This is a genomic window from Peribacillus sp. NPDC097197, assembly GCF_050278025.1.
Classification (GTDB): domain Bacteria; phylum Bacillota; class Bacilli; order Bacillales; family DSM-1321; genus Peribacillus.
This window is the reverse complement of record NZ_JBNNST010000005.1, coordinates 75,703-93,210: the sequence shown is the minus strand read 5'-3', so window position 1 is coordinate 93,210 and position 17,508 is coordinate 75,703. Positions and strand designations below refer to the sequence as shown.

The 17,508-nt window shown below is 39.7% G+C and carries 21 protein-coding genes; 4 read left to right on the top strand and 17 right to left on the bottom strand.

Annotation, left to right across the window (positions count from 1 at the left end):
- Positions 1 to 40: 40 nt before the first annotated feature.
- Complete coding sequence (locus ACQKL6_RS08725) at positions 41 to 1,066, bottom strand: SepM family pheromone-processing serine protease (RefSeq protein WP_402868146.1); 1,026 nt, start codon at positions 1,064 to 1,066, stop codon at positions 41 to 43.
- A complete protein-coding gene (locus ACQKL6_RS08720) occupies positions 1,056 to 1,853 on the bottom strand; it encodes a patatin-like phospholipase family protein (RefSeq protein ID WP_402956184.1) in 798 nt (265 codons plus the stop codon). Before ACQKL6_RS08720 ends, ACQKL6_RS08725 begins: the two co-directional genes overlap by 11 nt.
- Positions 1,854 to 2,096: 243 nt before the next feature.
- Between ACQKL6_RS08720 and ylbJ the strand changes: the two genes are divergently transcribed.
- Positions 2,097 to 3,326 carry a sporulation integral membrane protein YlbJ gene (ylbJ, locus tag ACQKL6_RS08715; RefSeq protein ID WP_402956182.1) on the top strand — a complete coding sequence of 410 codons (1,230 nt, stop codon included), beginning with the start codon at positions 2,097 to 2,099 and terminating at the stop codon, positions 3,324 to 3,326.
- Between the two features lie 39 nt (positions 3,327 to 3,365).
- On the opposite strand, the gene coaD is transcribed toward ylbJ, so the two are convergent.
- Positions 3,366 to 3,857, bottom strand: coding sequence for a pantetheine-phosphate adenylyltransferase (gene coaD / locus ACQKL6_RS08710; protein WP_402868140.1), 492 nt, complete (start codon positions 3,855 to 3,857; stop codon positions 3,366 to 3,368).
- 12 nt (positions 3,858 to 3,869) lie between these two features.
- Positions 3,870 to 4,433, bottom strand: coding sequence for a 16S rRNA (guanine(966)-N(2))-methyltransferase RsmD (gene rsmD / locus ACQKL6_RS08705; RefSeq protein ID WP_402868565.1), 564 nt, complete (start codon positions 4,431 to 4,433; stop codon positions 3,870 to 3,872).
- A gap of 467 nt (positions 4,434 to 4,900) precedes the next feature.
- Here rsmD and ACQKL6_RS08700 point away from each other — a divergent pair, with 467 nt between their 5' ends.
- A complete protein-coding gene (locus ACQKL6_RS08700) occupies positions 4,901 to 5,290 on the top strand; it encodes a DUF7147 family protein (protein WP_402868138.1) in 390 nt (129 codons plus the stop codon).
- Between the two features lie 148 nt (positions 5,291 to 5,438).
- Here the strand turns inward: ACQKL6_RS08700 and ACQKL6_RS08695 are convergent, their stop codons facing one another.
- From ACQKL6_RS08695 to ACQKL6_RS08675, 5 genes are all read right to left on the bottom strand, one after another.
- On the bottom strand, positions 5,439 to 5,714 hold the full coding sequence (locus tag ACQKL6_RS08695) for a YlbG family protein (protein WP_402868136.1): 276 nt from the start codon (positions 5,712 to 5,714) through the stop codon (positions 5,439 to 5,441).
- A gap of 249 nt (positions 5,715 to 5,963) precedes the next feature.
- Positions 5,964 to 6,413, bottom strand: a complete 450-nt coding sequence (locus ACQKL6_RS08690) for a YlbF family regulator (RefSeq protein ID WP_402868134.1) — start codon at positions 6,411 to 6,413, stop codon at positions 5,964 to 5,966.
- A 60-nt stretch (positions 6,414 to 6,473) separates the two neighbouring features.
- Positions 6,474 to 6,893 (bottom strand): hypothetical protein, encoded by a 420-nt coding sequence (locus tag ACQKL6_RS08685; RefSeq protein ID WP_402987771.1) that lies wholly within the window; start codon positions 6,891 to 6,893, stop codon positions 6,474 to 6,476.
- 60 nt (positions 6,894 to 6,953) lie between these two features.
- Positions 6,954 to 7,196, bottom strand: a complete 243-nt coding sequence (locus tag ACQKL6_RS08680; RefSeq protein ID WP_402868130.1) for a YlbE-like family protein — start codon at positions 7,194 to 7,196, stop codon at positions 6,954 to 6,956.
- A 24-nt stretch (positions 7,197 to 7,220) separates the two neighbouring features.
- Positions 7,221 to 7,655: a YlbD family protein gene (locus ACQKL6_RS08675; RefSeq protein WP_402868128.1), complete on the bottom strand. Its 435-nt coding sequence runs from the start codon at positions 7,653 to 7,655 to the stop codon at positions 7,221 to 7,223.
- Between the two features lie 126 nt (positions 7,656 to 7,781).
- Here ACQKL6_RS08675 and ACQKL6_RS08670 point away from each other — a divergent pair, with 126 nt between their 5' ends.
- Positions 7,782 to 8,282: a PaaI family thioesterase gene (locus ACQKL6_RS08670; protein ID WP_402987768.1), complete on the top strand. Its 501-nt coding sequence runs from the start codon at positions 7,782 to 7,784 to the stop codon at positions 8,280 to 8,282.
- 23 nt (positions 8,283 to 8,305) lie between these two features.
- Here ACQKL6_RS08670 and ACQKL6_RS08665 read toward each other — a convergent pair whose 3' ends face one another.
- Positions 8,306 to 9,343: a CAP domain-containing protein gene (locus tag ACQKL6_RS08665; protein WP_402868125.1), complete on the bottom strand. Its 1,038-nt coding sequence runs from the start codon at positions 9,341 to 9,343 to the stop codon at positions 8,306 to 8,308.
- Positions 9,344 to 9,675: 332 nt separating this feature from the next.
- Here ACQKL6_RS08665 and ACQKL6_RS08660 point away from each other — a divergent pair, with 332 nt between their 5' ends.
- On the top strand, positions 9,676 to 10,038 hold the full coding sequence (locus ACQKL6_RS08660; RefSeq protein ID WP_402868123.1) for a YugN family protein: 363 nt from the start codon (positions 9,676 to 9,678) through the stop codon (positions 10,036 to 10,038).
- A 104-nt stretch (positions 10,039 to 10,142) separates the two neighbouring features.
- Here the strand turns inward: ACQKL6_RS08660 and ACQKL6_RS08655 are convergent, their stop codons facing one another.
- From ACQKL6_RS08655 to cyoE, 7 genes are all read right to left on the bottom strand, one after another.
- Positions 10,143 to 10,604 carry a DUF420 domain-containing protein gene (locus ACQKL6_RS08655; protein WP_402868122.1) on the bottom strand — a complete coding sequence of 154 codons (462 nt, stop codon included), beginning with the start codon at positions 10,602 to 10,604 and terminating at the stop codon, positions 10,143 to 10,145.
- 239 nt (positions 10,605 to 10,843) lie between these two features.
- On the bottom strand, positions 10,844 to 11,746 hold the full coding sequence (gene ctaG / locus ACQKL6_RS08650; protein ID WP_402956174.1) for a cytochrome c oxidase assembly factor CtaG: 903 nt from the start codon (positions 11,744 to 11,746) through the stop codon (positions 10,844 to 10,846).
- Positions 11,747 to 11,895: 149 nt separating this feature from the next.
- Positions 11,896 to 12,231 carry a cytochrome c oxidase subunit IVB gene (gene ctaF / locus ACQKL6_RS08645; RefSeq protein WP_402868119.1) on the bottom strand — a complete coding sequence of 112 codons (336 nt, stop codon included), beginning with the start codon at positions 12,229 to 12,231 and terminating at the stop codon, positions 11,896 to 11,898.
- A 3-nt stretch (positions 12,232 to 12,234) separates the two neighbouring features.
- Positions 12,235 to 12,864, bottom strand: coding sequence for a cytochrome (ubi)quinol oxidase subunit III (locus ACQKL6_RS08640; RefSeq protein WP_402868118.1), 630 nt, complete (start codon positions 12,862 to 12,864; stop codon positions 12,235 to 12,237).
- Entirely contained in the window at positions 12,864 to 14,735 is a 1,872-nt protein-coding gene (ctaD, locus tag ACQKL6_RS08635) for a cytochrome c oxidase subunit I (protein ID WP_402956172.1), read from the bottom strand. Before ctaD ends, ACQKL6_RS08640 begins: the two co-directional genes overlap by 1 nt.
- A gap of 24 nt (positions 14,736 to 14,759) precedes the next feature.
- Complete coding sequence (coxB, locus tag ACQKL6_RS08630; protein ID WP_402868114.1) at positions 14,760 to 15,842, bottom strand: cytochrome c oxidase subunit II; 1,083 nt, start codon at positions 15,840 to 15,842, stop codon at positions 14,760 to 14,762.
- Between the two features lie 259 nt (positions 15,843 to 16,101).
- Positions 16,102 to 17,040 (bottom strand): heme o synthase, encoded by a 939-nt coding sequence (gene cyoE / locus ACQKL6_RS08625; protein ID WP_427650968.1) that lies wholly within the window; start codon positions 17,038 to 17,040, stop codon positions 16,102 to 16,104.
- Positions 17,041 to 17,508 lie beyond the last annotated feature (468 nt).

Below are 17,508 nucleotides of genomic sequence, written 5' to 3'. Positions count from 1 at the left end.
ACAAAAAAGCGCAAAACAGTTAGACTGCTTGCGCTTTTTTTCATTTTTTAGTTTCCTTGATCTTGGATAAATACTCTAATGCGTCATCAAAACTATCCACGGGGATGATTTTCATTTTCGTTTTAATGTCCTTCGCTGCTATCATCGCCTCTTCATAGTTCGACCCTGACGCGCCATTTTCATTAGGGGCAAAAAAGATTTCGGCTCCGGAATTATCAGCTGCGACAATCTTCTGCTGGATTCCGCCGATTGGACCAACCGTCCCATCATCCGTTATGGTTCCTGTCCCCGCTATATCGTAGCCTTTTGTAATATCCCCCTCTGTTAATTGGTTGTAAATTTCAAGGGAGAACATCAATCCAGCTGAGGGCCCACCAATTTGATCCGTATCGATCGTAACGGTCGGCTTCGTGATAACCTTACGATAATCATCAAGGGAGATGCCTATTCCTACCCTACTGGAATCATCCTTAAATGTTTTTAAAGGAATCGTGACCTTTTTCTCTTCACCTTCCCTTTTAAACACCAAATCAATCTCGTCTCCAGCTTTCTTACCATTGATATAGTCCATGAACTCTTGGGCTGACTTGAATCTCACACGATCGACTTGTATAATCTGATCTCCCGCCTTCAATTCCTTCGCTGCCGGCATTTCTTCGAGTACATCCAGAACATATACACCTAAGTATTGATAATCTACCTCTTTGCCCGCTTTATCATAAGCAATCTTAATTGCGTTATTTTTAGACCCGTCCATTAAATGCAACTGCCTGACATTATATTCTTCGTCTGTTTCATCTTGACTACGAATCGAGGTCTCCGGATAAATTTCCTGGTACTTACTCCACTTAGCTAATAAATAGGAGTAAATATTCGCCTTCCCCATCCTTACGGTAGTCAACATGAAGCTCCCTTGCTCTTCGTCCGCACCCGATACTTGAATAATCGGCTCCAATTCTTTAGCCATTCCTGGTTTCGTCACATAATATGGGAGAGAATATAGCGCCGAGGCTATAAGGAGTATAGCGGCCACCAGGATAGTGCGTACAAACATTTTACGATTCATCTACATAAGACTCCTTCCAAGCACTGATACTTTGCTTAATCTGATCTACCTTATCCCTAGCAGCATCTTCTCCAATACTAATTATTTCCTGTATATTTGTAAATGCCTTTGAACTGTATTTTTCCACTCTTGGTCGGATCATGACATCCGAGGCAACTACTCTACTTTCGACCAATTCCATTTGCAAGATGTCGAGACTCTGCATGATAACGTCATATATCGAATTTATTTCTACGTCCTGTTTCACATGTGCAACATCCACAGCAATGATAATATCCGCTCCCATTTCCTTTACGACCGAAACCGGGACCCTATCAATTACCCCTCCATCGACAAGGAGTCGATCTCCAATTTTCTCAGGAACGAAAATTCCCGGGACCGAGATACTGGCTCTTACCGCAGGGGCTAGCGGTCCTTCACGAAATACGACCTTTTCCCCCGTCCTGATATCCGTGGCAACAACAGCCACCGGTATATCCAAATCTTCAAGATTCTTGCCGTATGTGAAAACCCGGATTAAATCCTTCGTTCGTTTACCTGAAATAAAGCCCATTTTTGGTATCGTAAAATCCAAGTAATATTTACGTTTAAATGCTCGCGAAAGTGTATAAAGCCTCTCAATATCTGAACCCGCGCCATAAAAGGTAGCCACCATCGCTCCCATGCTGCTTCCGGCGATCATATCTATTGGAATGCCTTCTTTTTGCAACACCTTAATTACCCCAATATGTGCAAAACCTCTCGCTCCCCCCGACCCGAGTGCTAACCCGATCTTTGGATGCGGCATAAAAATCTCCCCTCACTATAAAAGTTCAATTCTTTTCAAAATCGTACTCATACAAAGTTATGGTCTTAAACAGTTTTATAGAAGCATATTGTTTATATTGACAGTAAAACAAGCCAAACAACAGAAGATTCAGATAACTTACCGAAGCATATAGCCTTTCACTGTATCTATTATCTACATTTTATCATGTTTTACCAGTAGACCCTACGCTATTCGTAACCCTTTTAGGAGGAGGCTCAGAACTTGCTTAAATCAAAATCTAAAACAATAGTATTAGCCATCACGGTTACCATGATGGCAGTTGGCTTAGTCATCTTCCCCCAGGAATCCTTTGACGCTTCTAAAGGTGGATTAAATATGTGGTGGAAAATTGTTTTTCCCTCCCTCCTTCCTTTCTTGATTTTTTCGGAGTTATTAATTAGCTTTGGCGTAGTCAAGTTCATCGGTGTGATACTCGAACCTTTCATGCGACCCTTATTCCGCGTACCCGGTGTTGGAGGGTTTGTATGGGCTATGGGGCTTGCATCAGGTTTTCCGGCAGGAGCCAAATTCACGGTAAGGCTCCGTCAAGAGAAACAAGTCAGCCAAATTGAAGCGGAAAGACTCGTTTGCTTCACTAATTCATCCAACCCTCTGTTCCTATTCGTTGCAGTTGCCGTAGGATTTTTCCACAATCCCCACTTGGGCATCATCCTGGCACTTGCCCATTATTTAGGCAATCTGTGTGTAGGGATTTTGATGCGCTTTTATCGGAGAAAAGAGGAAAAGGGGAAATTCCAGCCCAAAAGCACAGCTAAACTGCCTTCCATCAGACAAGCCTTTAGTCAAATGCACCGCACACGCTTAAAAGAAACCCGGCCGTTTGGAACGTTGCTTGGTGATGCCGTTCTATCCTCCATTCAAACGCTCCTTATGATAGGTGGATTCATCATCCTATTTTCTGTTGTCAATCGACTTTTATTTCATATGAATATAACCAGCCTGCTTGCGACAGGAATCGGAGGGATATTGCATCTCATGAAATTTCCCGATTCTTTAAGCCTTCCATTCATCTCAGGCATGTTTGAAATGACTCTTGGATCTAAATTAACCAGCAAGATAGAAAATGCGAGCCTCCTGCAACAGACAATCATGACTAGTTTCATCCTTGCTTTCAATGGATTTAGCATTCAAGCCCAAGTGGCCAGTATCATCGCAACGACCGATATTCGTTTTATGCCATTTTTCCTGGCCAGAATTGCACATGGCTTCTTTGCCGCCATTTTTACCGTTATACTCTGGGAACCCTTCTATAGAGGCACTGATTACAATGGAAATGTAATTAATGATTTCCCGGTCAATGGATTTACAGGAGAACGTGCACATTCTCTTTACCAATACATGTTGGATTTTGGTCCGCTTCTCACACTCGCTTTTCTCATGATTTACATCATCTTATTCGCTAAACGTCTCATCAGCGACTTTCATAAATAAAAAAGAGCACAGTCCACAAAGCGGGCCATGCTCTCTTTCCTATGCTTTTTGTTCTTCGTACTTTTGTGTCAAAGCTTTCTGAACAACAGGCGGTACTAATTCTGTTATATCCCCACCATATTTCGCGACCTCTTTTACGATACTGGAACTTAAGAATGAATATTGATTTTTCGTCATGATGAAAAATGACTCAATATTGTTGTTCAAAAATCTATTCATCGAGGTTCCTTGCATCTCATATTCAAAATCTGAAGTCGCCCTCAAGCCCCTGATAATTGCATTGGCGGAAACGCTTTCAGCATAATCGACCGTCAATCCCTGGTAGGAATCCACCTTAACATTCGGCATATGAGCCGTTGCTTCAGTGATTAACTTCAATCTCTCTTCTACAGTAAACAGTGAATGTTTTGCTGAATTGTTCACAACAACTACATAGACCTCATCAAATACGTTAGCTCCCCTTTGAATGATATCAAGATGGCCAAAAGTAATCGGATCAAAACTTCCCGGACAAATCGCTATTTTCGACATTCATCGTTCCCCCTATTCGTGTACGTTCCCCCACTGATAAATCGTTACCGCAATACTCCCATATACTTCTTTTCTCTTGATTGTAAAGTCGCCAATTTGTTCTGGCAACGAAACATCATCGCCATGCTCACAAACAATATACCCCATATCGCTGAGCAAGCGGTTTTTATGTATCTCTTCCAATAAATCCACGAGCTTTTGCTTTTTATAAGGTGGATCAAGAAAAATCAAATCAAAGATCATTTCTCTTTTCACCAACGCCTTTAAAGCACGTTCTGAATCATTTTTATAAACCTCAGCACAGTCCGTGAATTTACATAATTCCAAGTTCGCCTTGACAGTTTGGTTAGCTTTAAAATCGCGGTCTACAAAGATAGCTCGATCCATCCCCCTGCTCAAGGACTCGATTCCCAATCCACCACTGCCGGCAAACAAGTCTAAAACAATCCCGCCCTCAAAATAAGGACCAATCATGTTAAAAATGGATTCCTTGACTTTATCCGTAGTCGGCCGGGTTCCTGTACCCGGTACAGCCTTAAGTGGTCTTCCTTTGCAACTTCCGGAAACGACCCTCATCATTCTCACCACATTTTATGACAAATTTCTGTTACTTTCCTATCCTAACATATTAGAAATTACTAGCCAATAACAAAAGCCAAATACACCCGTTTAAGCGAGAACAATTTAAATACATTCCCCCTTTAAATAAAAAGGGCATATCCTCCTCATTAAAATCTCTAATAGTTTGAATAGATAAGCTGATTTTGGTCATAATGAAAATAACAACATGACTTATTAAGTGTTGTTGCCAACCGCGGAGAAGGCTTACGTTTCCCCATAAGTCTTCCTCCGGTTTCTCCTCTCCCTTTGCCTTCTGGTCCTTAATTAGACATAGAAGGACCCTGCATGAAAGTGCAGGGTTTTTTTTATGAAACTGCCGTTATCATGGGCTTTTAGAACCGATTCAGCTTTAAGTTGGCTCTTCTCTTTTACGGGATAAAATGATAAAGTAATGAAAGATAAGTTAGTGAGGAGAGGTTTAATTGATTCAACGTTTTATAGAACTTGGACAAGGTTATTCAGATATATATGAACTGATCGAGGTAGGGCGCAATCAGCAACACCGTGTAGCTAGGATGCTGGCCATGCATACTACGCTTGATGATAAAAAGGTAACTTCATTGGTTATCGTCATGCAACCAACAGATCCGGGAAAATTCCAACCTCTATATATTTGCCGTGAGGGGATCCCAAACCCTCATTTTACCGCCAATAAACGATATCAACTATTTGAAGATCTGGCTAAAGAACTAGACAGACCAATTATAGAAATAGATGTGAAGTCTTCAAAACTTTTCGCCGAAATAGAATTGTACTATCAGCACTTGATAGGTATTTTGCGTATGAATAGATACCTACCGCCATTGGGCTGAAGAGATGAAAAAAAGGGGCTGTCTAATAAGTTCTTATTCCAGTGAATTTCGCAAAAACAAAGAGGCAGAAATGTTGTTAAATCAACGTTTCTGCCTTTTACTATTTATTCAATTTCGGTGTAATTACACCTTTTGGGACAGCCCCTTTTTAGATACCCATTTTATAATCGTATTCCTTAGCCTTATCCGGTTTAGAATTTTCGAATTCCATTTTAAGGAAAGGTTTATAAGAAAGATCAACCTTTTTGACAAAGGAGTAATTATTCAGCTTTTCAACCAATGGTTCAACTTCATCCATGTTCGTATAAAGGACGACATATTTCAGCTTCTTTGAAACGTAATGGATATTTCCAAACTTCCTAAGCATTTTGGCTTGTTTTAATGTATGTAAATAGACGATAATTCCTTGTCTTGCTCCAAGCATATCAATAACTCCCTTTTATAAAGGCTTTAACTAATTTTAGCATAGCAGAATCCTTTCTTTCAACCAAGAAAAATGATTATAAACAAAATTCTCTTACTATTATGAATCATTTCGGGGTCATGAGTAAAAGGGGATAAAAACCATTGAGTGACTAAGAAGTAATGATTGTCCAGACTGTATCTTGCTCGTGAGTGAAATGAACATTTGCCGAAAAAAAAAGCCTGGTGAAATGTCCAGGCTTTCATCATCTTATGCAGAACAACCACAGCTTCCACCTGTTCCGCAACTTCCTGACGAGCAGCCGCCTGAAGATACGAAAAATGGATTTCCTGCAGGTGTTTTCACTTGTTCCGAAACAGCATGGCCGATTAAGCCACTAATTTCATCTAGGATACTCTGCAATTCCGTTTCTGCCATCTTGAACTCAGCAATGGTAGGGTGCATATCCATATCCCGTTTTGCCTCTCGGGTCTCCATATTGATGCGCTTATAGTCCGGATGATACTTACCGAACCTTTGTACATCTTCAAAAAGATCCTTTAGAGAAGTAAACTTGGAGATTTTTGTTTGCGCCTCTTTATCGCTTTGTAATTTATATAAACTAAGAAGATAATTTTCCCCTATATCAGAATGAAGGATCGTTTCTGCTAATCCGTCTGCATGTTGTAAAATATCAACAATTTCCATAGTAGCAAGCATAAATAAGCTCACCTCCACCATCATTTTACCATTTATTCTTTTCATATGCCATTGCTATGATTACATAGTGGACGTGATATGTACTTCGATCTCTTTATTCAGACCCGTTTTTTGACCCGAGTCATTCAATATCTCCAGCCTGATCTTATGCGCGCCATGTGGAATATCTTTTAGGATAAAGGCTGCCGTATGCTTATTGATTCTCTTTTTATCATCTAAAAGGACAGAAACAGTGGCCAACTGTTTTGAAGTATCTCCTGAAAAACTATAGTCGTTCAGGTAACATTCCACATATACAGAGTTTCCTTTGACAAAAGTCTTCACTTGAAAATCCTCATCCATCGTTTGGGCGCTTTGTACAGTGGTGGCAGCCTTAAGGTCAGAAACACTAGCAGCCGAGACATTTTTGGGTTCAGGGATTTTCTTTCCACAACCTGTTGCTGCCATCAGCACTGTTAGAACTATAATCATTCTCTTCATGACATCGTCCCCCTTTTGTCAATATTATTTGCCAAAAGGAGTAATTTACTCTTTTTTTCTTCATTCGCTTGGTACATTCATCGCTTGGAACATATGGAGCATCATCGAAGCAACCTGAACACTATCGGAGAATTTAGAGATTCGATGGGGAATTGATTTTTCAAAAAAGTACTTTGCTTCTGTTTCAAATTTATCCAACTCATGGGGATTACGCATTAACCTTTTATACCAAGCAGGCTGAATCCTTAAATACTTTTTCATATCCTCATTAGTCTGGATGAAGTCATACACATTTTGACGCATGGAATCCTTCCTCCCTCCCGCTACTTAATCCTTGTTAAATAAAAATGGATTACTTCTCTGCTCAGGTGCTTTTGGCGGAGGAGTGGAGTCCCCGCCCGATTTATTTCCCTGGAAAGCCGATAGCACACCTTGAATGGCTCCAATTGCTTGGTTGGCACTTGAAATATATTGTTGTATTTGTCCGATATCCATGTTTTTAACGGCACTCATGACCGTACCCAGTAACTCAGAGCTCTGCTCTCCCTTTTCTGTGGCGGTTACCACCGGTTCAGTCTTTCCTACAGAAGCTTGCACACTGTCCTCAGCCTGCCAGCGTGGATGATCTTCACCGAGTAGGTACCATTCTTCAAAAAGCTCCTGCCATGTTGCTTGCTTATTTCTCACTTCATTCACTAAATATGGATGCACCTTGACAAACTCCCTAAATCCATCAATGGAGGGGCGTTTTTTTTTTGCCATTACTCTTCACCTCACACTAAGACATCGCCTATTTTACGATATGCCTCTATGTATGAAAAAGTGCATGGATCTTATTCATTCATCCGGCTACATATAGTATAATATTGGAAAAAAGGATGTTTTTTTATGAGTATAGAAGCACTTGTCGAGGATTTCAAGAACTTGGCAATCACGGCCGATGAAGCAGATCTACGCGTATTATCAGGAATCATCTCCAGCCTGAAGGAGAAAAGAAAAAATGAAAAATACTCCTATATCTCCAATCTCCTTAAGCTTAACAAACAGGTTAGCCACGACGGCACATCTCTTTCGATGGTGATGCCTATCACCCCTTTATCCCATAATGAATTGAACATCACTCACGGAGGAATCATCGCCACACTAATTGACTCAGCAATGGGCACTCTTGCCGGCTCGACAGTCCCAAAGGGTTATGCTACTTTGACAACGGACATTCAGGTACGATATGTAAAACCTGCTATCGGTGAACAGTTGACTTGTACGTGTAACATTATGCATACAGGCAATAAAACCATCATTCTTGAAGGAAAGGTTTATCGAGATGACGGATTACTTTGTGCCGTTTCCACTGGTAGTTTTTTCATCGTGAATATGAAAGGACAATAAAACGGATCCCAGAAGGATCCGTTTTATTTCTTCGCAATAAAGTTCTGTGTGTAATACTTTTTATAAACCCCTACACCTAAATCGGTAAACTCTTCACTCAACATCGTTTCCCGATGACCCTCGCTATTCAGCCAGCCTTCCATAACAGCCGCTGCGTCCACATAATTTGCTGCAATATTTTCGCCTGCCGCACTATACTGGATATTCCCCGCTTTTAATCGGTCAGCTAAATCCCCTTTGGTTTCAGAGACTTGTGTTTCTTCCTGAGTGCCTTTCATCTCTTGGCTATTAAGGTAAGCAATCTTTGCAATTGAATCATTCCAATTTAATGGCTTCAAATCAAACCTACTACGCATGATATTCGCAATATCAAATATTTGCCGTTCATTCCCTACTCTCACATTAGTCCATTCCTCTTCGGAAAGATCCTTAACAGGCACTAGCGAACCATGATAGGTCAGCTCATATGGCTGCTGTTTTAAAAGAGTGGAATCATCCAAAAACCGGACACTCGAAACGGTTCCAGAAAACTTATCTAAATACAACTGAACATGAATATCCCCAAGTTCTATCAATGGTCTCATATTCATATCCTCTTCAGACAATTCGAAACGGTAGACGCTATCGCCAGCCTCTATATCAACCGTTGGTTCTATATATAAGCTAGAATAGATAGCATCAATGGATTGGCCGATTTTAAAAGGGGAAATATTCACATTGTCCCCGATTCCGTATGCAGAAACGACTTTCCCATTTTCCATGGCCAATTGAAAATAGTCATTATAATCTTTATTATATATCCACCAATCATATCCATATGCGGACATATCAATTCGATCCGGTTCACCGAATTCCTTTTTGACCTCTTTTATATTCTTCCCAATTGTAATCGCTAATCCTTCTTTAGCCATTACTTCATCTTTCTCCATATGCGGATTCTTTTCATTTATCGTATCGTTAGGATTAACATCTTTGTTTCCATCTATGAGAGGATTCAGCTTTTCCTCCAGACCGATATTCGTATAAATGCCGATTATGAAAAAAACAATACTTAACAGCAACACCTTTCCGAACCTGCGCAGAGGACACACCCTCTCTCTATGCTTATGTATCTAATACTAGCTTTCTTTCCTGATTATAACATTGTTCCATCATAATTTTCTATTTAACGATAGATTACATCATTTTTTAATTTTGCAAAAATGGAACTTTTGTGAATCATAAAAATACAATGTCGAGTTCATTGCAACTTCCATCATTTCATACTATTATAAAATATAGGATAAAATGGTATATTATAAATATGCTTGGGGAATTTTCGTTACTTTCACTACATAATATTTTCCTTGTATGTCATTTTAATTCCCAAATGCAAAAATAGGAGGTACTACTCGTGAAATTTGAAAGCTTTGGAATTGAGAACATCACAGCCGACTTAAACCGATTAGATGACCTAATGCCGGAATACGGTTTAATACGTGCCGAACAATGGGACTATGAGAGAGTAAGTTATGACCGTAAATTCGAATTGAGAGAAGGCACTTTTTATCTGCGTATACTAGGCTATGCCGTCGAAGGTGATGTGGGGGCTCATAGGGCCACAATGAAACTAATGGTTCCACTTTTAGGAAAACACTATTATCCACATGGCATTGAATATGGAGAAGGAGAGTTCTTCCCCCCTTCATTAGTGAAACAGTGTGAAAAAATCCTGGCTCAGGTTAAAGAGGAACTTACACAATTTAATGGACTGTAAAAGTGACTGGAAACTGAACAAACAGAAGAGAGGAATCTCTGAACACCCCTCTTTTCTTGTATCAAAAAGGCCTGATGTTTTTACACATCAGGCCTTTTTTAGTTTTATGATCCAAGAATCGCTTTAATCAGTGATGTTGTCTCTCCACCGTGATAAATGACATATAGTAAAAGATAAACGGCCAAACCAGTGATTCCAGTGAAAAACCAAATAATGCTAGTCGTAGGACCGATTTTTCTATGAATCGCATACTTACCTTTTAAACCTGTTGTCAGCATAATGATTCCAAGTACTGCCCCGGTAGTCGCAAGTGTGATATGGAAAATCAAAAAGATCGTGTAATAAATTTTAATATCATCCGGTCCTCCGAAAGATGTATTACCAACGAAAATCGTACGAGAAAGGTAGATAGTGAAGAAAATTATCGCAAAAATCGCGGCCACTATCATGGTCTTTTTATGTGTCTCTGTTCTGCGCTGTTTAATTTGGTACCAGCCTATTGCAACCGTGATTGAACTTAATACAATGAAAGCTGTGCTAATTGTTGGAAGAATCGGTAAAGACATAAGATGTAGTCCTCTCTATATTTATTAATCATCTATTATTCTATAAGAGGTATTCATAAAATTCAATAAAAGCAAGCAAACTTAACACAATGCTCACTTTTATCAAAAAACCAAGTCAAATAACTAGCCTTTCCTTGGGTTTCATGTTTAGCCTATATTTTGAAGTAAGAATACCGGAAACCCCTAACAAGGCAAATGAAAGACTTGTCCACTCAGTAGACAAGTCTTTCACGAAATGATCATTCTACAGTCTGGAAATCTGTAGGAATAGGGTCAATTTCGCTTTCACCGCCATTCTCCTTCTTGAACCAAGCAAAGAAAATGACACCTAGAACATATCCTAAAACGATTTCTTGAATGACCTTCATCAATACTCCACCTAGCTGTTGGTCTTCAAGCAAAGGCAGCCCATTAAACATTTCTGGACCACTGAGCGTCAGGCCTGACAATGCCGATGCAGGCACGCACAGTTCCATGGCACTAGCCCAAGATTCAGCATTAGTGAACGTATCATACATTGGATAATCGGCAAAAATGATCAATGCACACGCAGGGGTCATTAAAATGCCACTACCAAAAATATATGCTACTTTTTTAACCCCCGAAAGGCTTTCATATTCAGGAAGCTGATTAACCAAAGGAAACCACATCAAAACAGCTGTCACAAATAAAATCACCGTATAGCCTGCATGGACCAACATGCCAGTTTTGATGAAATCGAATACCAATGGGATATGATACAGCGAAAAAAGAACATTAAATAGCATAAGTGCAAAGAGAGGCTTCGTGAAGAAGCGAAACAGCGACTTCATTCCCCTTATATCTATTAAAGATCTCCACACCCATGTGGGTATCGCAATGATAAATAAGGGAGGTATCACCAAGTAAAGCAGTGCCATTTGAAACATATGTGCACTGAACATGATATGACTGAGCAAATCGATAGGCGACCCCTTGACCACATAAAGAAGAATCATGGCCATTAAGAAATAGACTACCTGTTTCAAGGGAACCGGTGAACTATCCTCAAATCTATTCCTGTACTTTGTCACCATCAAAAAATAGCCAATGGTAATAAGTACGAGGACGGCAAAGTAAAATGGACTCCATAAAGCACGAAAGCCAAAAATATCAATAGACATAAAATCACCTCGTTCGTAAACTTTTTTCCATTACTATCCTTCTATTATACCTAAAATAAACCGCAGTAACAAATATAGATAAACCTGGATTTTACTGGGCGATAATTATAAGAAAACCGGCTATTTTAAAAATAGCCGGTCCCTATCTATCATATCCAGACAATCGTGATAAAAGCTAGCACTGTAATCAACCCGACTGCAAGGCCGGAAAAGAGAAACAATGTAATAGTGCCATGACCTTTATGCTTCATATGCATAAAATAATAAAGCTGGAAAATGACTTGTATAACTGCCAGCAATAAAATGACTGGCTTAATGAACCAATGTGAAAAACCTTCTATTCCTACAGCGGCAAATGCCACTAAAGTTAAGAAAATCATAAGACTAAAAGTAATTACTTGATGCTTCATCTCTTCAGCATTTTTCTTACGACGATATTTTAAATCGACATTCGGGTTTGCTGAATTTGACTGTTCATTCGCCATCAGTTATCCCACCATTCCCATTAAATATACGACTGTAAAGATAAATACCCAAACAACGTCAATGAAATGCCAGTAAAGACTTGCCACATAAAATTTAGGGGCATTATATAAATTCAATCCCCTTTTCGCATTTCGGAGCATCAGGGATATGAACCACATTAAACCGAAGGCAACGTGTCCTCCATGAAATCCGACTAACGTATAGAACGCCGAACCGAATGCACTACTAGTAAAAGTATGCTTAAATTCATGAACATAGTGGTTAAATTCATAAATCTCAAGACCGAGGAAACCAAAACCTAATGCCACAGTGATAACGATCCAAGCTTGCATTTGTTTAAAATGATTATTTTTCATGTGATACATTGCGTACACGCTTGTTAATGAACTAGTCAGCAAAAGCATGGTCGCAACAAACGTAAGAGGTAATTCGAATAGATCTTTTGCCAGTGCTGCATTTTCATTAGGAACTTTATCCTTTAATGCAAGATACGTAGCAAAAAGTGAAGCGAATAATACCGTCTCTCCACCAAGAAACAACCAGAATCCTAAATATTTATTTTTACCTTCTAAAGTCGCTTTCTCAGGAGAAGCAGGCCAAGTAGCATCCGTGAATTTTTCATCTGCTTGCATTATGCCTTAACCTCCTTATCATCATCATCCATAAGGTCTTCTTTATGAATATGATATCCATGGTCGTCTTTGACAGAACGTATGAACATGGAACCAAATGTAATCAAAAGCCCGATTATGATTACAGGCAAGGTCCAATTTTTATCATCCATATTATATAAAGCACCAAATGCGGCTACAAATAAACCGAATGACATTACTACAGGAAGGATAGAATTATTAGGCATATGAATATCACCAAGTGGCTCTGCTGGCGTCATTTCCTTTTTACCTTCCATTTTCTCGACCCAATATGGATCTAACCCGCGGACAAGCGGAAGTTGCTTGAAATTGTAGAATGGCGGCGGTGATGGGATGGCCCATTCAAGAGTACGGCCATCTCCCCAAGGATCATTGCCGACCTTGACGTTTTTAACAGACGTAATGATAACATTTATGACTAAAACGATGACAGCAAATGCCATTAGGAAAGCCCCTACTGTACTAATCATATTTCCTGTATTAAGTCCTTGGTTATCCAAGAATGTGAATACACGACGTGGCATCCCCATTAGACCAAGGAAATGTTGAATAAAGAATGTTAAATGGAAACCAATCAAGAAAGTCCAAAAAGTGATTTTCCCTAAGCCTTCATTTAACATCGTTCCAAACATTTTCGGCCAATAGAACGTAATCCCCGCCAATAAACCCAATACAACCCCACCGACGATTACATAGTGGAAATGGGCAACGACGAAATAGCTATCATGAAACTGGTAATCAGCTGGTGCAGCTGCATTCATGATACCTGTCACGCCACCCATTGTGAAGGAAGGGATAAAGGCGACGGCATAAAGCATTGGAACCGTGAATTTCACACTTCCGCCCCACATCGTGAAGATCCAGTTGAAAATCTTAATACCGGTAGGTACCGCAATTGCCATAGTGGCAACGGCAAAGATTGCATTTGCAATAGGACCTAAACCAGTGGTGAACATATGATGTGCCCATACCATGAAACCTAAGAAACCAATTAAGACGGTTGCAAACACCATGGATGAATAACCGAATAATCTTTTTCTCGAAAAAGTTGCAAAGATTTCAGAGAATATACCGAAAGCAGGCAAGATCAAGATATACACTTCCGGGTGACCGAATATCCAGAATAAATGCTCCCAAATAATCGTATTACCCCCGGCTGCGACATCGAAGAAGTTGGCTCCGAACATCCTGTCAAACATCATTAATACTAGCCCGACAGTAAGTGGTGGGAAGGCAAATAATATTAATGCAGAAACAACAAATGTTGACCATGTAAATAGTGGCATACGCATATAGGTCATTCCTGGCGTACGCATATTGATTATGGTCACAAGGAAGTTAATCCCTGCAATTAAGGTTCCCAAACCGGAAATCTGTAGTCCCAGTACATAAAAATCAATACCATGCCCTTCAGAGTGAAGGGATAAAGATGCATAAGATGTCCAGCCTGCATCAGGGGCTCCACCTAAAAACCATGAAAGATTTAAAAAGATACCCCCGAAGAAAAACAACCAGAAACCTAATGAGTTTAAAAATGGGAACGCAACATCACGTGCCCCAATTTGTAGCGGCACAACCGCATTCATTACCGCAAATACCAACGGCATGGCCGCCAGGAAAATCATCGTCGTGCCGTGCATGGTCAATATTTCGTTATAAAACCCGGCACTTACAAAATCATTATTCGGGATTGCCAGCTGGATACGGATGAACATCGCTTCCAAACCGCCGATCACAAAGAATAATCCGCCTGCAATTAGATATAAAATGGCGATTTTCTTATGGTCTACCGTAGTTAGGTAATCCCAAATCGTAGCGCCAAAACCTTTTTTATTAGCGTGCGTACTCACGATTTAACCTCCTTAATCAATGTTCTATTTTTCTTCCACCTTGAGCTCTAAAAGGTAAGCTGTCAGTGCATTAATTTCTGAATCAGAAAGCTCGCCGTAAGTACCGGTCATTGTGTTACCCGGTTTATACTTTTCAGGATTTTTGATCCATTTTTTCACGTTTTCTTCCGTGTGATCCAATACTCCCGCCACTCGTTCACGTTCGCCGAATGTAGCCAGGTTTGGAGCTTGACGGGCTGCTTCAGGTCTACTGTCATTTGGGGTAACCGCATGACATCCGATACAGCTTTTATTGAAGACCTCTTCCCCTTGCTTAGCAACATCCCCTTTTGCCACAGGTGCTTTTGCAGTCTTCATATCTTTAGTCCAAGCTTCGAAGTCAGCTTTTGATTTCGTAACGACCTTAAAATCCATCAATGCATGGGATGGCCCGCAAAGCTCAGCACATTTCCCATAGAATAAATCGTTAGAATTTTCTGCCTTTTCGCTATCGAATTCTAAGAAAAATGAATTGACTCCATCAGTGTTCGTATCCATTTTCCCTCCGGCAGCCGGAATCCAAAATGAATGTTTAACATCTGAAGCTGTCAAATTGAAATAAACTTTCTGATCAGTCGGAACTACCAAATCCTGACTGGTAATTACACCTAGGTCTGGATATTCAAATTCCCACCAATAAAGGTTTGCCCTAACGTTGACCACCAAAGCATCCTTCGTTTTTCCATCTTTATCTTTCTTATCCATTGCACTAGTGTCAGCTAAGTCAAAAGTGGTAACGACAGTCGGAACAGCCAGAACAATCAAAAGAAGGATAGGAATAACAGTCCAAATAATTTCGAGTTTGTGACTTCCTTCAATTTGTTTCGGTATTGTCTCGTCGCCTTTCTTTCGGCGGAAGCGGAATAAAACTACAACGAATAAAATGATTACTACAATAATCACCAGTACCATGATTAATGTGCTCAATACCAGTAAATCAAACTGTGTTTGCGCAACATCGCCAGCTGGCTTCAGCGTGGATAGGAATGGTTCACCGCAGCCCGAAAGGACAAGTCCTACTATACCCAGCAAAGCAATTAGGCGCCATTTGTGCAGCCTTTTTTTCATAGCTTCAGAAACCCCTCTTTCATCAAAATTTTCTCACAAAATTCAAAATGGGCGCTATTGCGAATATTCTCTCTATGTCAATTTCTTTAAAAGAAAGAATCCCTAAACTAAGGATTACTCTAGTGAATCAAACCGCTCTAAGGATGGAATCTCATGATGTTTTTCTGAATAATATGTATAGCGGTCAGTGTCCAATTTATTATCAAGTAAGGTGCAGCCCATTAACAAACGGGCTACAACCCTATGATATATACTAAGTTTAAATAAGTGTAACGATAACCATCGCTACAAATAATATAGTCATATAATTAAGCGAATATACAAACATGGAAGTTGCCCACTTAATATCATCTTTCTTTTTATACCCCTTCAATCCCAAAATAAGCCAGCCGGTACTTAATAGTGCGGCCAAGACAACTAATGGAGTGCCTAAGGGAGTTAAAAAGAATGGAATGAACATTAAAGCAATGATCCATACTATAATTGATTTTTTTGCCCTTTTAAAGCCTTTTACAACAGGAAGCATTGGAACCCCAGCTGCCCGATATTCCTCAACCCGCCTCATTGCAAGGGCGTAAAAATGTGGGGGCTGCCAAAGGAACATGATAGCGAATAAAACCCACGCAATCACATCAAGGTTTGGATCGATCGCTGCCCATCCAATCAGGGGTGGGACCGCTCCCGAGATACTGCCTATTATGGTATTCGAAACAAATCTTCTTTTGAAAATCATCGTATAAAGAACCACATAGGCGAATACGCCAAACGCCCCAATCAATAGCGTCGTCATATTAGTCAAGGCAAGTAAAATAAGTCCTGTAATAATCAATCCAAAACTTAGGAACAACACCCTGGAAGGTTGTGCTTTTCCAGTTACAGTAGGACGGTTTTTTGTTCGTTCCATCAAATGATCGATATCCCGATCATAGTAATTATTAAAACTGCAAGATCCAGCCATGATAAGAGCCGAGCCTGCAAGAGTATAGAACACCACATCAAGATTACTAAAAAAGCTAAGTCCTGAAAAGTGAATCGCTAACCACACCCCAGTAAAAGCCGTGATTATATTTGAATTGACAATCCCCACTTTAATAAGTGCCAGAAAGTCTTTCCAGGCTGTAGTTTTTGGTATATCCGATTGAAGGGTGGCTTTACTGTCCTTCAAGACAGCTTCTGACATACCCCTTGTTTCTGACATTTGTTTTCCTCCTTTGAATCACTCAAAAACATGCAAAAGTAAAAGGTAGCACACTTAGTACATAACTATAAATCATTATTTCATACTTTTCTATATTTGTAACCAAGGAAGCGCAAACAAAAAGTAAATAATTTACTTTTTTTCTATATCATTGACAATTTAAGAAACCATTCAAAGCAACTATACTATATAGTGTTCATCCATAACAGTAAAAATTAGTAAAATCATTTCTTCAATATATTAAAACACATTTTTGGAAGCTTTTGTGAAATTTTTTCGAATAATTTTTGACCAAATTGTGTCGAGTTATTTTTCGATGAAAATACTGTAAACATCATGAATTTCACTTAAATCGCCATGTGGCGATCATTTTGGAAATATCCTACATATTCCCCCATTTCACTCTTTTTTACCATCCCCACTTCTTCAATTTTTATCAAATTCCCTTCTGAGTTTCAATCCATATTG

Coding starts and splice junctions, on each gene's coding strand:
- ACQKL6_RS08725 (WP_402868146.1), bottom strand. CDS start 1,066: ATGAATCGTAAAATGTTTGTACGCACTATCCTGGTGGCCGCTATACTC.
- ACQKL6_RS08720 (WP_402956184.1), bottom strand. CDS start 1,853: ATGCCGCATCCAAAGATCGGGTTAGCACTCGGGTCGGGGGGAGCGAGA.
- coaD (WP_402868140.1), bottom strand. CDS start 3,857: ATGTCGAAAATAGCGATTTGTCCGGGAAGTTTTGATCCGATTACTTTT.
- rsmD (WP_402868565.1), bottom strand. CDS start 4,433: ATGAGGGTCGTTTCCGGAAGTTGCAAAGGAAGACCACTTAAGGCTGTA.
- ACQKL6_RS08695 (WP_402868136.1), bottom strand. CDS start 5,714: ATGCTTGGAGCAAGACAAGGAATTATCGTCTATTTACATACATTAAAA.
- ACQKL6_RS08690 (WP_402868134.1), bottom strand. CDS start 6,413: ATGCTTGCTACTATGGAAATTGTTGATATTTTACAACATGCAGACGGA.
- ACQKL6_RS08685 (WP_402987771.1), bottom strand. CDS start 6,893: ATGAAGAGAATGATTATAGTTCTAACAGTGCTGATGGCAGCAACAGGT.
- ACQKL6_RS08680 (WP_402868130.1), bottom strand. CDS start 7,196: ATGCGTCAAAATGTGTATGACTTCATCCAGACTAATGAGGATATGAAA.
- ACQKL6_RS08675 (WP_402868128.1), bottom strand. CDS start 7,655: ATGGCAAAAAAAAAACGCCCCTCCATTGATGGATTTAGGGAGTTTGTC.
- ACQKL6_RS08670 (WP_402987768.1), top strand. CDS start 7,782: ATGAGTATAGAAGCACTTGTCGAGGATTTCAAGAACTTGGCAATCACG.
- ACQKL6_RS08655 (WP_402868122.1), bottom strand. CDS start 10,604: ATGTCTTTACCGATTCTTCCAACAATTAGCACAGCTTTCATTGTATTA.
- ctaG (WP_402956174.1), bottom strand. CDS start 11,746: ATGTCTATTGATATTTTTGGCTTTCGTGCTTTATGGAGTCCATTTTAC.
- ctaF (WP_402868119.1), bottom strand. CDS start 12,231: ATGGCGAATGAACAGTCAAATTCAGCAAACCCGAATGTCGATTTAAAA.
- ACQKL6_RS08640 (WP_402868118.1), bottom strand. CDS start 12,864: ATGCAAGCAGATGAAAAATTCACGGATGCTACTTGGCCTGCTTCTCCT.
- coxB (WP_402868114.1), bottom strand. CDS start 15,842: ATGAAAAAAAGGCTGCACAAATGGCGCCTAATTGCTTTGCTGGGTATA.
- cyoE (WP_427650968.1), bottom strand. CDS start 17,040: ATGTCAGAAACAAGGGGTATGTCAGAAGCTGTCTTGAAGGACAGTAAA.